Origin of the sequence: Methanolobus sp., from assembly GCF_016278385.1 — an archaeon.
Taxonomy (GTDB): Archaea; Halobacteriota; Methanosarcinia; order Methanosarcinales; family Methanosarcinaceae; genus Methanolobus.
Genome location: NZ_JADQBY010000014.1, coordinates 20,919 through 34,239, shown reverse-complemented (window position 1 = coordinate 34,239; position 13,321 = coordinate 20,919). Strand labels below are relative to the sequence as shown.

Here is a 13,321-nt window from a genome sequence, read left to right as displayed (position 1 = left end):
CAATTCAGAAACTTGAATTTGTCCTTTTTCTTTGGTGAGAAACATATTTTAATAGTAGATATATACCATACTATAAATAAATAAAAGTTCCAGATAAAATTGAATCGACAATAAACGAACTTGTATTCGTTAAATATATATGTTAATCTACCCTTAGGAATATAAAGCATGAATGAAGACGAATCGCATGGAATAGTTCGCCAGCGTCTTGCAGAAAAGATGGCAGGCGAGATTACACTGTCTGAAAAGCCTGGTGAGGCATTAAAAAAATGGCGATTGAACTTCGAGATCGCGCAGACTGACCTATCAGGTTATCTGAGCGTTTCTCCTTCTGTTATCAGCGACTATGAAAGTGGTAGGAGGAAATCTCCAGGCACGCTTATTGTGAGCAGAATAGTCGCAGCTCTCCTTGAAATAGATTCACAGAGAGGTGGACAGAAAATTCATGCTTATGAGGGGATACTTTTCGCAGATAAAACGTCAAAGGCCATTTACGCCACATATGAATACACATTTCCCATGCAGGTTGCAAAACTTGCGAATATCATTCAGGCAGATATCGTTAACAAGGGGGTAGAAAAACCACTTTACGGTTTTACCGTTGTTGACAGTAAAAAAGCTATTCTCGAACTTTCATCCCATGAGTTCCAGAAACTCTATGGATGGAGTACCGAGCGCGCAATGATATTTACTAAGGTCACAACAGGTAAATCACCAATGGTTGCTATAAGGGTCACAAACCTGAAACCCGGGGCTGTTGTGATGCATGGACTACGTGGAAGTGAGGTTCATTTAATGGCTAAAAAAATGGCTGAGATTGACAGGATTCCCCTTCTTGCAACGACAATGGACATTGACGAGATGGTAGAAGCGCTGAAGAAATACAGCGAATACCATGTTATCGAGTAAATATCACATTAAATGCACGTTTGAACGGTGTTAAGATGAGTGTAGGGATAGTCTCATATGGTGCCTATGTACCACAATATAGAATTAAGATCGAAGAAATCGCCCGCGTATGGGGAGACGATGCAGAGATACTCAAATCAGGACTGATGGTCTTTGAAAAATCAGTTCCCGATGTTGATGAAGATGCAGCTACTATTGCAGTGGAGGCTGCAAGAGCCGCAGTTTTAAGATCAGGCATAGATGCGCAGAGGATTGGTGCGGTGTACACTGGTTCTGAAAGCCATCCTTATGCTGTCAAACCCACTAGTACTATAGTTGCAGAAGCAACTGGTGCAACTCCAGTGCTTACTGCTGCTGATTTTGAATTCGCATGTAAGGCGGGAACAGCTGCTGTCCAGGCATGTATGGGACTTGTTTCCTCAGGCATGATAGACCTCGGACTTGCTATAGGTGCTGATGTTGCCCAGGGTGCTCCCGGAGATGCCCTTGAATATACTGCCGCAGCAGGCGGTGTTGCCTATATCATCGGTAACAAGGAATCAGAACTGACAGCTATTATCGAAGATACATACTCTTTTACAACCGACACTCCTGACTTCTGGAGACGTGAAGGTATGCCATACCCTGAGCATGGAGGCAGGTTTACAGGAGAACCAGGCTACTTCAAACATGTTACAAACGCTGCAAAAGGACTTATGGCTAAAATGGACACAAAACCAACTGATTATGATTATGCAGTTTTCCACCAGCCAAACGGAAAATTCCCGACCCGTGCAGCTTCAATGCTTGGGTTTACTAAAGAACAGATAAAGCCAGGACTTGTAGTTCCAAGACTTGGAAATACATACTCCGGCTCATGCATGATGGGAATTGCAGCAACACTTGACCAGGCCAAACCCGGTGACCGTATATTCGCAACAGCATTTGGATCAGGAGCTGGCGGAGATGCTTTCAGCATAACTGTAACAGACAAAATAGAAGAGATACGTGACAAAGCACCAAAGGTAGAGGAACTACTTGAAAATCCAATCTACATGGACTATGCCCAGTATGCCAGACATAAGGGTAAGATAAAGATAGCATGAGGTGTGAAAAATGAGAGATGTAGCAATCATAGGTGTTAAGAACACAAAATTTGGCGAATTGTGGGACCGCTCTTTTAGAGACGTGGTAGTTGAAGCCGGTGTGGGTGCTGTCAGTGATGCTGGCGTTGTGGGAGATAAAATCGATGCAATGTTTGTCGGTAACATGAGCGGGGGACAGTTTGTCGAACAGGAACACATCGGTGCACTTATAGCTGATTATTCAGGTCTGGCAAAGGATATTCATGTACCTTCAACACGTGTTGAGGCTGCATGTGCTTCAGGCGGACTGGCACTCAGACAGGGAATATATTCTGTGGCTTCAGGCATGGATGATATTGTGATTGCAGCCGGAGCCGAGAAGATGACAGACGTACCTTCTGCAAAAGCATCATCAGCCCTCGCAGCAGCTGCTGACAGGGAATGGGAAGGTATCATGGGTGCAACTTTCCCGGGACTCTACGCAATGATAGCCAAGATGCACATGCACAAATATGGAACCACAAGTGAACAGCTTGCAGAGGTTGCTGTGAAGAACCACTTCAACGGTCAACATAATCCAATAGCTCAGTATAAGAGTCAAATAACAGTCGAATCGGTTCTTAAATCAATAATGGTTGCAGATCCACTGCACATATTCGATTGTTCCCCCATAACAGATGGTGCATCTGCGGTGGTGCTTGCACCTGCAGATGTGGCCCATGAGTACACTGACACACCTATCTACATAAAAGCAACCGCACAAGCCTCAGATACTATCGCACTGCACGACCGCAGGGACATAACAACCCTGGATGCAAGTGTAGTAGCCGGAAGAAGAGCATATGAAATGGCAAAGATGGGACCAAAGGACATACAGCTTGTAGAGGTCCATGACTGCTTCACGATTGCCGAAATATGTGCTATTGAAGACCTTGGCTTTGCAAAGAAGGGAGAAGGTGGAATCGTAACCCAGAATGGAGAGACAGCAATTGGAGGAAGGATACCTGTAAACACTTCAGGCGGACTCAAATCCTGCGGACACCCTGTGGGAGCAACTGGTGTAAAACAAGCCATTGAGATAGTCGAGCAGCTTCGTGGAGAGGCCGGGAAGCGGCAGGTCGATGGAGCTGAGATTGGAATGACTCACAATGTGGGAGGTTCTGGAGCAACTGCTGTTGTACACATATTATCGAGGAACAGGTGATCATCATGTCAGTACCACGATTTTGGAGAAAACAGGTAGCAAGGTACAACCTTGTAGGCACACACTGTAAGAAATGTGATGAATACTTCTATCCCCCACGTAACATGTGTCCTGCATGCAGGCGTGAAGGCGAGATAGAGGATTACAAGTTCTCCGGAAAAGGAGAAGTTGTGACATACACTGTGATTCACGCTGCTGCTGAAGGTTTTGAGAACCAGACACCCTATGTTCTCGGAATTATAAAACTGGAAGAGGGTCCAAGCCTTACAAGCCAGATAATATGCAAGCCTGAGACTGTGCAGATGGGTATGAAAGTAAAGCCTGTGTTCAGAAAACTGGGACAGGACGGCGAACAGGGTATGATTTACTACGGTACCAAATTTGTCCCTGAATAATGTTAGATGAACAATATGTTAGAAATTGAAGTTAAAGCCCGTGCTGACCATGAGCAGGTAAAAGAACTGCTCACTAACATGGGTGCCGAGGTAATAGGTGTACAGAGGCATTGTGACACCTATTTTAATGCCCCTCATCGGGATTTTGCTAAAACCGACGAAGCATTGAGGATACGCTCTGTTGACGGAAGGTCTGTTATGACCTACAAGGGGAAAAAACTGGACTCGGTATCCAAGACACGTGAAGAGTTTGAGACTGAAGTAGACAGTAGCAATGCTCGAAGTATCCTTTTTGCCCTTGGTTTCTATGAATCAGGAGTGGTCAGGAAGAAAAGAGAGATCTTCAAATATGAGAACATGACGATCTGTCTTGACAAAGTAGGGACCTTCGGGGAATTCATTGAGGTTGAAATTACTGCCGAATCAGATGTTGAAACCCATAGTAAGACTATATTCTCATTTCTTGAGAAGCTGGGAATCAGTGAAAATGATTCCATCAGGACATCATATCTTGAGATAGTGCTTGATCATCCTGAAGAAAAGATGAATAAATGCCAATAAAAGATAAATGATGTGAATTTGCCCATTATTCTATAATATATTTTTTTGGACTGGCCTGATTCAGAATCTTGCATCCATATCTTTATCTATTCAAATGATTCTATCAGGACACCATATCTTGAGATGGCTGCAAAAATAGAGAAATTATCAATTACATTCTGCCATAGTGATTTTATATTTTTTATATTTTCATTTATCGTTGACAGGAATTTCAAAATAGAACGAAGAACCTTTTCCCAATTCACTTTCCACCCAGACTTTCCCCCCGTGCATTTCCACAAACTTCTTTACCAGGGCAAGTCCAAGACCAGTTCCCTCATACTTACGATTCTGGGCAGAATCTATCTGTGTGAATTCGTGAAATAGAAACTCCTGATCATTCTTAGATATTCCTATTCCTGTATCCTTTACTGCAAACCTTATGTTTTCAACATCTAATTCTACCTCGATTGTCACCTTGCCATTTTCCGGCGTGAACTTTATGGCATTGCTCAAAAGGTTTAAAAGAACCTGATTGAGCTTTTTCCTGTCAGCTTTGATTGAAACCAATTGTGGATCAATGTTAGATATCAAAATTATTTCTTTCTTTGATGCAAGTGGAGAAGTAATTCTCACAGCTTCACTCAGCAGACTGGCAGTTCTTATATCTTCAACACATAATTCCATCTTTCCTGCCTCAACTTTTGACAGATCAAGAATATCATTTATAAGAGTCAATAGATGTTTACCACTATTTGACACGTTCCTTACATGTCGTTTCTGCTTTTCGTTCAGTTTCCCAAATGTTTCCAAAAGCAGCATATCTGAAAAACCTATTACAGAGTTAAGAGGAGTACGTAGTTCATGGCTCATATTAGCCAGAAACTCACTCTTTGTACGATTGGCTGCTTCAGCTTCCATCTTTGCATACAACAAAGTTTCTTCTGAACGCTTCTTTTCAGTTATGTCCCTTACAATTGCCTGAACTGTGCCTTCTTCTTTATTAATGACCGAAGAACTGATATCTGCATCAATCACTCTGTCATCGAAAAGCTTTATTTTGATCTCGGACTTGACAGAACCTTTATGGAGTGTTTCCTCAAAAATATCCACTGCAGTAGGAGAATATCCCACGGGCGATAAAGAGGAAACATATAGTTCAAATAACATTGATTTTTCATATCCGAGCAATTCAGAAGTTCGACTATTTGCATCAAGAATTAAGCCATCTGAGTCAAAGACAATAATGGCATCGTTGGATTGCTCAAAAAGAGAATGATATTTTCCTTCTTTTTCCTGAAGTGATACCAACATACCATTTACGTTGTCAGCGATCCAGTTTACCTCATCGTTCCCATCTACCATTATTCTGGAAGAGAGATTACCGCTCTTCTGCAAATGCCTGATTTCATCAATGAGATGTTTGAATCTTGAATATGTAATTTTATTTGTTATGGTTATATGAGTGATGAAACCAACAGCTCCTAAAATCAATAATGCAAAAGCTAACCGGAACATCATCCTCAGCATCTCTGTGCTGTTTTGTCCAATTGTGCTGACCTTAAGCAGTTTTCCAGGATCCCCCATGATATCATATAACTGCACTGAGCCTGCTGGATCCCCATTATCGAAAGAACTAAGAAAAACATTGCCTGCAAACTGACCAGTTACCGGGCTGTCGCTAACATCTGGAGTATTTACATTTTCCAGAAGGACAGAAAATCTGGATCCTTCCAGCATGGTACCCGTTCCTTTTAAATCCAGCATCCTGGAAACAACGATGACAGATATATCCTGTTCAGATTCGTTCCCTGACGCTAAAGAGTTCATGGCAACTACCATGGCTCTGTCAGGAAGAAAGATCAGACCGGAAAGTGAACCGGCCTTCTGACATTTGGATAGAATCTCCGGATGGGAAGCGATGTATGCTTCAAGTTCATCAAATGAGGAACTATCATTTCCCCCCTCAGATACTCCGGCATTGATAAAAAGGAGTTCATTGGACGGGGCATAAATGAGAAGATGGTCAATATCATGATTCTTAAGTAGTGTTTCATTTCGGAGTATTTGGTCGTACCCTACCCTGCTATTTAGGTCTATATTGTCAAGTTGTGCATATAATGTAAGATATAATGCGCTTGAACTGAGAGAACTTATATCATTATGAATTGTATCGGTCAACATGTTTGTGTTGTGAATAGCATACTGCTCTTCAAGATTAGTAAAACTCGATGAAAAGATAATGGAGCCTGAAAATAACATCAAAAGTGTTATCGCGATAAAAGTACTTCCGTGTAGAAGAATACCTTTTTTTTCCATATCCATTTTCGATCACTTAATCCCTTATATTTCCGATATAATGGAGGGAAAAAAGCAGTTTTCATTTGCCCCTCATTTGTTTCTTGTTTACTAAACGGTTAGCCATATTTAAATAAATATATTACGCCTGCTATTTAATAGTTAAAAAATTTACTAATACATACACCGTTTTTATTGATTCATAGCAGCAATTTTTCTGTTGCGATCAGAGGGATTTCAAAATGGAAATTTGAACCTTTCCCCGCTTCACTCTCCACCCAGACATTGCCCCCATGCATTTCCACGAACCTTCTTATCAGGGCAAGTCCCAGCCCAGTTCCTTCATACTCACGATTCTGGGCAGAATAAATCTGAGTGAATTCATGAAATAGAAGAGCCTGATCTTTCTTAGAGATTCCAATTCCTGTGTCTTTTACTTCAAACTGGACAGTTTCAACATGCTTTTTTGCCTCGATTGTCACCTTGCCATGTTCTTGAGTGAACTTTATAGCATTGCTCAAAAGGTTTAAAAGAACCTGCTTGAGCTTTTTTCTATCGGCTTTGATTGAAACCAATTGTAAATCAATGTTGGATATCAGAATTATATTCTTTTTTGATGCAAGTGGAGAAGCTATTTTCATGACATCATTCAGAAGGTCAGCTATTATTATATTTTCAACATAAAATTCCATCTTCCCTGCTTCAACCTTGGACAGGTCAAGAATATCATTTATAAGAGTTAATAGATGTTTACCACTATTTGATACGTTACTGACATGACGTTTCTGCTTTGCGTTCAGTGCTCCAAATGTTTCCAAAAGCAACATGTCTGAAAAACCAATTATAGAGTTAAGAGGTGTACGTAGTTCATGACTCATATTGGTCAGGAACTCACTTTTTGCACGATTGGCAGATTCAGCTTCGAGCTTTGCATTCAACAACATTTCTTCATAACGTTTTTTTTCAGTTATATCACGTATAATCGCCTGAACTATACCTTTTTTTCTATCAATTATCGATGAACTGATATCCGCATGAATTATACTTCCTCCATAAAGTTTAACTTTCACCTCTGCCTGACATGAACCTTTTTCGAGGCTCTCCTGGTAAATATAAGCCATGTTAGAAGAAGAACCATCAGGTGATAAAGAAGTAAGATCCAGCTCAGATAACATACATTGTTCATATCCAAGCAATTCAGAAGTACCTTCGTTAGCTTCAAGTATCAAGCCATTTGAGTCTAGGATCATAATGGCATCATTGGATTGTTCGAAAAGAGAATGGTATTTTCCTTCTTTTTCCTGAAGGGAGTCCAGCATCTTATTTACGTTATCGGTAATCCAGTTTACCTCATCGCTTCCGGCAATCATTATTCTGGAAGATAAGTCACCACTTTTCTGTACATACCCGAGTCCATCTATGAGAGCTCTGAATTTTGTATATGTCGTTTTATTTGCTACGGCCAGATGAGCAGCGAAACTGGTCGCACCCAAAATTAAAAATGCCAGAGTCAGACTGGTTATTACTGTAAGCCTCTCTTGACCTTCAAAGTTAGTAATATTCAATGAAAAGATCAAGTAGCTTGAAAGTACCATCAAAAGTACCATTAAGATATAGATAATGCCATGTAGAATAGTGTCTTTTTTTCGCAGATCCATATTTCACGCACATACCTGATACTTCAGATAAGAAAGAGAACCAAAGAAAACGGCTTCATGTTCACTTTTGTTATCTATACCAATGTTTTTTGTACATCAATAATAGTATTATTAATGAACATATATTATTCTTTTTATTTAAACCATGGCAGTCTACATAAATAGAATACTTGAGCTTCAGCGACCTTAAATATGAAAAATGAAGTAATGCAAGTACTACAAACTCAGCACCTGCATCGCGAAAAAAAATTACATTATACAGGAACCAGGTCCCATATCTTTGTCTGTTGTCAGCAGGGAAACTCTTTCTCCTGCATCTGCTGCAAGGAGCATTCCCTGGGATTCGACACCACATAGCTTCACAGGCTTGAGATTCACAAGCACGTTCACTGTTTTACCTATCATCTCTTCAGGCTTGTAGTGTTCTGCAAGGCCTGCAACTACCTGCCTTGGTTCCTCATCACCGATATCTACCTGAAGACGCAGGAGTTTCTTTGATTTCTTGATCTTCTCGGCAGAAATGATTTTTCCAACCCTGATATCAAGCTTTGCAAAATCATCATATTCTATTTCGTCTTTGAATTCCACTTTTTCTACTTCCTTGATTCCTGCTTCCTTTGCCATTGCTGCCTTTATACGCTTTGAAGATATCGCTTCCATTTCATCGATCTTATCATCCTCAAGCTTGGTGAACAGGATCTCAGGCTTTGCCAGTTTTGTTCCGCTTATCACAGGAACAGTTGCTTCTTCATAGGTAGCTGTGTGGATATCGGATTCCATACCGATCTGTTTCCAGGCTACCTCCATACTACCAGGAGTCATTGGTTCGAACAGCAGTACAAGTGCCTTAGCCAGCTGAATACAGTTCTTGATAACCTTTCCACATGCATCCTTATCTTCTTTAATAAGCTTCCATGGTTCATTTGACTGGAAATATGAATTTCCGTATGATGCAAGAGCCATTGCAGTATCAGCCGCTTTCTTGAACTCATATTCAGAATTTGCTCTCTTGACCTCTTCAATGGTGGAATTGATCTTTTCCACTACCTCCATGTCAATCTCCCCCTCAGGTATCTCACCGAAGTTCTTGAAAGCAAAAAGCAGGTTTCTGTACAGGAAATTACCGAATACGCCTACAAGCTCAGTGTTTATCTTATCCTGGAATATCTTCCATGAGAAATTGACCTCTTTGGTGTGGGAGGTATAGCTTACTAGATAGTATCTGAGAAGGTCAGCATGGAAACCATGGTCAAGGTAATCCTCTTCTACCCAGACAACATAACCACGGCTCTTTGAGAAAGTCTTGTCCTCGATCTTCAGCATACCCGATGCAACAACTGCAGATGCCTGGCTGTAGTCTGCGGCTTTGAGCATTGCAGGCCAGAAAATGCAGTGGTGATAGATAATATCCCCGCCAATGAAATGAACGATCGGACAGTCACCTTTCCAGAACTTTTCCCAGTCACCGCCGGTTGCCTCTGCCCACTCTTCAGTGAAAGACATGTACCCGATAGGTGCATCCACCCAGACATAAACAACAAGGTCATCATGGCCAGGGAATTTTATGCCCCATTCAAGGTTCCTGGTGATACACCAGTCCGTAAGCTCCTGTTTTATCCAGCCCATTGCATAGTTACGTGCGTTAAGTGTGCCTCCAAGACCCTCAAGGTGCTCCATCAGGAAATCCTTGAACTCAGAAAGCTTGAAGAAAAAGTGTTCCTGCTCCTTATATACAGCAGAACCCTTGCATATGGTACATGTGGGTTCCTTGAGTTCACCTGGTTCCAGATGTTTGCCACATCCCTGATCACATTCGTCACCACGTGCCTGTTCACCACAGTGAGGACATGTACCTGCAACATACCTGTCAGGAAGGAAACGGTCACATTGAGAACAATATGCGATCTCTATCACTTTAGGATAGACATAGCCTTTTTCTATCAGCTTATTAACAATCTCAAGTGTACGGTTGTGGTTTGTCTCATCATCAGTGGTCCCGTAAGCATCAAACCTCACGCCCATTTTCCTGAACACCTCATCGAAGTGAACATGATATTTCTGCATGAGTTCTTTAGGTGTGATACCAAGCTCCTCGGCATTTACCACGATCGGAGTACCATGAGTATCTGATCCACAAACAAATGTGGTCTCCTGTGAGTTCTTCTTCAGTGACCTCACAAAGACATCTGCGGGGATATATGTTCTAAGGTGCCCTACATGGGCTTTCCCGTTAGCATAGGGAAGACCGCATGTTACAAGCACAGCTTTATCAGAAGGAATGTTTGACATTTATTATCTCCAGGGAAAATTGATTATTAGCTCTGATGTTGCATTGCGTGCAATTATAAAATATATTTCGCTCGTATTTAGCTTGCTGATCAATAAGGCAAAGTTTTTGAATGTTCAAATACATTTTATATCCGGGATGGATTCTATAGATGAACGGAGATAATTCAAATCAAAAACAAGAGGATGATATTGATTATCATCTTTACCCATATAGCTATGATGAAAACGAAAACGACGAAATCCAGACCAGCGTCGAATTTGACAACATAGAAACAAAAGCACCTGATGATATAGCTTCTGCTAAAAACAAACCTGAAGAAAACTCTTCCTTTGAAAGTCCGGCCAAACGGGAGACAATAAACGACACTACGAATGATGAAACTGTAAATACCACTCCTGAAACTTCTAACGACAAAACGATAACAGAACCAAAAAAGGAAGCAATGGCAGGTTATAATGAACCGCGCCGTGAACCTCCTGTTATTAAAAAGAAAAGCCGTAAATGGCAATACATTGGCATTGTTGCAGTTCTCCTGTTCATTATAGGCGCAACCTTCGCAGTCATTTACGGGAGCTTTAATGGGGATATTTATTCTTCAAATAACAAAGTAGCTGTGATCTATGTCCAGGGAACTCTTATCACCAGCAGTATTCCTGGCGGACTTGGTTATGTAAGTTCTGAAGAAGTATCAGATAACATCAGAAAAGCCCTCAGGGATGAAGATGTAAAAGCCATTGTCCTGCGAGTGAATAGCGGAGGAGGGTCTTCAACTGCCGGAGAAGAGATCTATAGTGAGGTAAAGAAAGCAAGTGACAGTGGAGTACCGGTAATAATTTCCATGGGAGACGTGGCAGCAAGTGCAGCCTATCACCTGTCATCTCCTGCAGATCTTATAGTCGCCAACCCTTCAACAATGACCGGAAGCATAGGGACCATATGGACGTTCCAGAATCTTTCTGGCTACTATGAGAATGAGGGAATTGACTACTATATAGTAAAATCCGGGGAATTCAAGGACATGGGCGGTGCGTGGAGAGGACTTTCCGATGATGAAAAAGAATATGCCAATAAAGTTGTTGCGGAAGTTTTTGGGAACTTTGTGAGAGATGTTGCAGAAGGCAGGGAAATGAGTGTCAGTGAAGTAAAAAGCCTTGCAGATGGAAGGATATACACCGGAAGGGAAGCAAAAGAACTCGGTCTTGTAGATGAATTCGGCAACCTCTACGATGCAATTGACATGGCAGCAGAAATGGGTGAAATAGAAGGAGAACCAACTATTGTTTACATGAACAAACCATCCCTTTCAAGCCTCCTCTTTGGATCGGAGGCAGAAGCAACGGTATCTGCAGAAGAATTCCTTCGCTACTACGAAGAAAGCCCCTACGGCCAGATAATCTGATGTGAACTATTTCACATCATTTAATCCACATTCAATCCTTTGTGTTTCAGGCGATGTTTTACGCTTTTGTGGCAATGGTAATTGGATATAGCCTGATGCAGTTCGTTTTCACACCTTATACACAATCACACCCTATCAGCGCACCAATTGGCAAGGTTAGCCTGGACCTCAGTAATTCTGAAGCTATTGTCCGTGCAATGATGCTGTTCATGGCAGCGATCATTGGATCTTTGATCCCAGCCTACAGAATGACAAAAAGAAGCCTGCTTGATCTTATATGGGGTGCCAACTGATGATAGAGGCAAAGGATGTCAGAAGAACCTTTCTCATGGGCAAGGTGGAAGTGAAAGCCCTGAAGGGTATCAGCCTCAATATAGGCAAAGGAGAGTTCGTTGCTATAGTCGGCTCAAGCGGCAGTGGAAAAACCACCCTGCTCAACCAGCTTGGACTGTTGGATACCCCCACCACAGGAGAGGTTTTTATTGACTCAACCAATGTATCAGAACTTACCGATAAACAGAAAATAAGATTCCGGCTTAATAACCTCGGTTATGTTTTCCAGGATTACGCCCTTATCCCAACCCTGACAGGTCTTGAGAATGTGTACCTCCCTTTGATGATGCAGGGACTAAAACAGGATGATGTTATGGAAAAAGCGACTGGTATACTTGAAGCTGTAGGACTTGCTGACAGGATGCATCACCTGCCTTCTTAAATGAGCGGAGGACAGCAACAGAGAGTCTCTATCGCCAGGGCACTGGTGCATGAACCAAAGATACTCTTTGCCGATGAACCCTGCGCCAATCTTGACAGTGAAGCCTCCAGACAGATCCTGGAACTGTTCGGCAGGTTCAATAAAGAAAAACAGCAGACCATAGTAATGGTCACTCATGAGCAGTGGCACTTGGATTATGTTGACAGGGTCATTACATTAAAGGATGGACTGATGGCTGATTGAATCCAGACTCCTATGTCATTTCAATGACGTTTTCTGCATTCTTCATGCCTGAAACATCCGGTCACATGGTCATTGACCATTCCCACAGCCTGCATGAAGGCATAGATTATCGTGGCGCCCACGAAATTGAAGCCTCTTTTCTTCATGTCCTTGCTTATCTTTTCAGACAACTCCGTTTTTGCAGGTAGCTCGTCCATTGATTTCCATGAATTCTGAATTGTTTTTCCATCTACCAAAAATCCCCGAAGGTAATTGTCGAATGAGCCAAAATCATCCCTTATCTCAATGAACGCCTTTGCATTGCTCACTGCGGAACGCACCTTCAATTTGTTCCTTATGATGCCGCTGTCCTGTAAGAGTTTCTCTATTTTCTCTTCGCCATAGCTGGCAACTACATTGTAATCAAAATCATCAAAGGCTTTCCTGTAGTTCTCCCTTCTTTTAAGGATCGTGTCCCAGCTAAGCCCTGCCTGTGCCCCTTCAAGTATCAGGAACTCGAACAGCTTTTGGTCATCATGCTCAGGTACACCCCACTCGGTGTCATGATACTCAATTTCAAGTTCGTTCATTTCAGCCCATTGGCATCGGGTATTCATATTTGAAAGA

At 41.8% G+C, this 13,321-nt stretch carries 11 protein-coding genes and 1 pseudogene; 8 read left to right on the top strand and 4 right to left on the bottom strand.

Annotated elements, in window-relative coordinates; translation table 11 throughout:
• The first annotated feature begins 168 nt into the window (after positions 1 to 168).
• From QZZ23_RS06230 to cyaB, 5 genes are read left to right on the top strand one after another with little or no spacing between them, the layout of a single operon-like run.
• Complete coding sequence (locus QZZ23_RS06230; protein WP_292467849.1) at positions 169 to 909, top strand: helix-turn-helix domain-containing protein; 741 nt, start codon at positions 169 to 171, stop codon at positions 907 to 909.
• A 35-nt stretch (positions 910 to 944) separates the two neighbouring features.
• The gene (locus QZZ23_RS06225) at positions 945 to 1,994 is read left to right on the top strand and encodes a hydroxymethylglutaryl-CoA synthase (RefSeq protein ID WP_292467847.1); all 1,050 of its coding nucleotides are present in this window, start codon (positions 945 to 947) and stop codon (positions 1,992 to 1,994) included.
• Between the two features lie 10 nt (positions 1,995 to 2,004).
• Positions 2,005 to 3,177: a thiolase domain-containing protein gene (locus QZZ23_RS06220; protein WP_292467845.1), complete on the top strand. Its 1,173-nt coding sequence runs from the start codon at positions 2,005 to 2,007 to the stop codon at positions 3,175 to 3,177.
• Between the two features lie 5 nt (positions 3,178 to 3,182).
• On the top strand, positions 3,183 to 3,572 hold the full coding sequence (locus tag QZZ23_RS06215) for a Zn-ribbon domain-containing OB-fold protein (protein ID WP_292467843.1): 390 nt from the start codon (positions 3,183 to 3,185) through the stop codon (positions 3,570 to 3,572).
• Positions 3,573 to 3,587: 15 nt separating this feature from the next.
• Positions 3,588 to 4,133: a class IV adenylate cyclase gene (gene cyaB, locus QZZ23_RS06210; protein ID WP_292467841.1), complete on the top strand. Its 546-nt coding sequence runs from the start codon at positions 3,588 to 3,590 to the stop codon at positions 4,131 to 4,133.
• A 189-nt stretch (positions 4,134 to 4,322) separates the two neighbouring features.
• Here the strand turns inward: cyaB and QZZ23_RS06205 are convergent, their stop codons facing one another.
• The 3 genes from QZZ23_RS06205 to metG all read right to left on the bottom strand — a co-directional run bounded on the left by QZZ23_RS06205 (position 4,323) and on the right by metG (position 10,357).
• Complete coding sequence (locus QZZ23_RS06205) at positions 4,323 to 6,437, bottom strand: ATP-binding protein (RefSeq protein ID WP_292467839.1); 2,115 nt, start codon at positions 6,435 to 6,437, stop codon at positions 4,323 to 4,325.
• A 173-nt stretch (positions 6,438 to 6,610) separates the two neighbouring features.
• Positions 6,611 to 8,068, bottom strand: a complete 1,458-nt coding sequence (locus tag QZZ23_RS06200) for an ATP-binding protein (RefSeq protein ID WP_292467837.1) — start codon at positions 8,066 to 8,068, stop codon at positions 6,611 to 6,613.
• A gap of 249 nt (positions 8,069 to 8,317) precedes the next feature.
• Positions 8,318 to 10,357 carry a methionine--tRNA ligase gene (metG, locus tag QZZ23_RS06195; protein WP_292467835.1) on the bottom strand — a complete coding sequence of 680 codons (2,040 nt, stop codon included), beginning with the start codon at positions 10,355 to 10,357 and terminating at the stop codon, positions 8,318 to 8,320.
• 149 nt (positions 10,358 to 10,506) lie between these two features.
• Here metG and sppA point away from each other — a divergent pair, with 149 nt between their 5' ends.
• The 3 genes and pseudogenes from sppA to QZZ23_RS06180 all read left to right on the top strand — a co-directional run bounded on the left by sppA (position 10,507) and on the right by QZZ23_RS06180 (position 12,715).
• Positions 10,507 to 11,757 (top strand): signal peptide peptidase SppA, encoded by a 1,251-nt coding sequence (gene sppA / locus QZZ23_RS06190; protein WP_292467833.1) that lies wholly within the window; start codon positions 10,507 to 10,509, stop codon positions 11,755 to 11,757.
• Positions 11,758 to 11,825: 68 nt separating this feature from the next.
• The gene (locus QZZ23_RS06185; protein WP_292467831.1) at positions 11,826 to 12,050 is read left to right on the top strand and encodes a hypothetical protein; all 225 of its coding nucleotides are present in this window, start codon (positions 11,826 to 11,828) and stop codon (positions 12,048 to 12,050) included.
• Positions 12,035 to 12,715, top strand: a pseudogene (locus tag QZZ23_RS06180) (ABC transporter ATP-binding protein). The gene QZZ23_RS06185 and the pseudogene QZZ23_RS06180 overlap by 16 nt, the downstream one beginning before the upstream one ends.
• A 20-nt stretch (positions 12,716 to 12,735) precedes the next feature.
• On the opposite strand, the gene QZZ23_RS06175 reads toward QZZ23_RS06180, so the two are convergent.
• A complete protein-coding gene (locus QZZ23_RS06175; RefSeq protein WP_292467829.1) occupies positions 12,736 to 13,311 on the bottom strand; it encodes a DNA-3-methyladenine glycosylase I in 576 nt (191 codons plus the stop codon).
• Between the last annotated feature and the right edge of the window lie 10 nt (positions 13,312 to 13,321).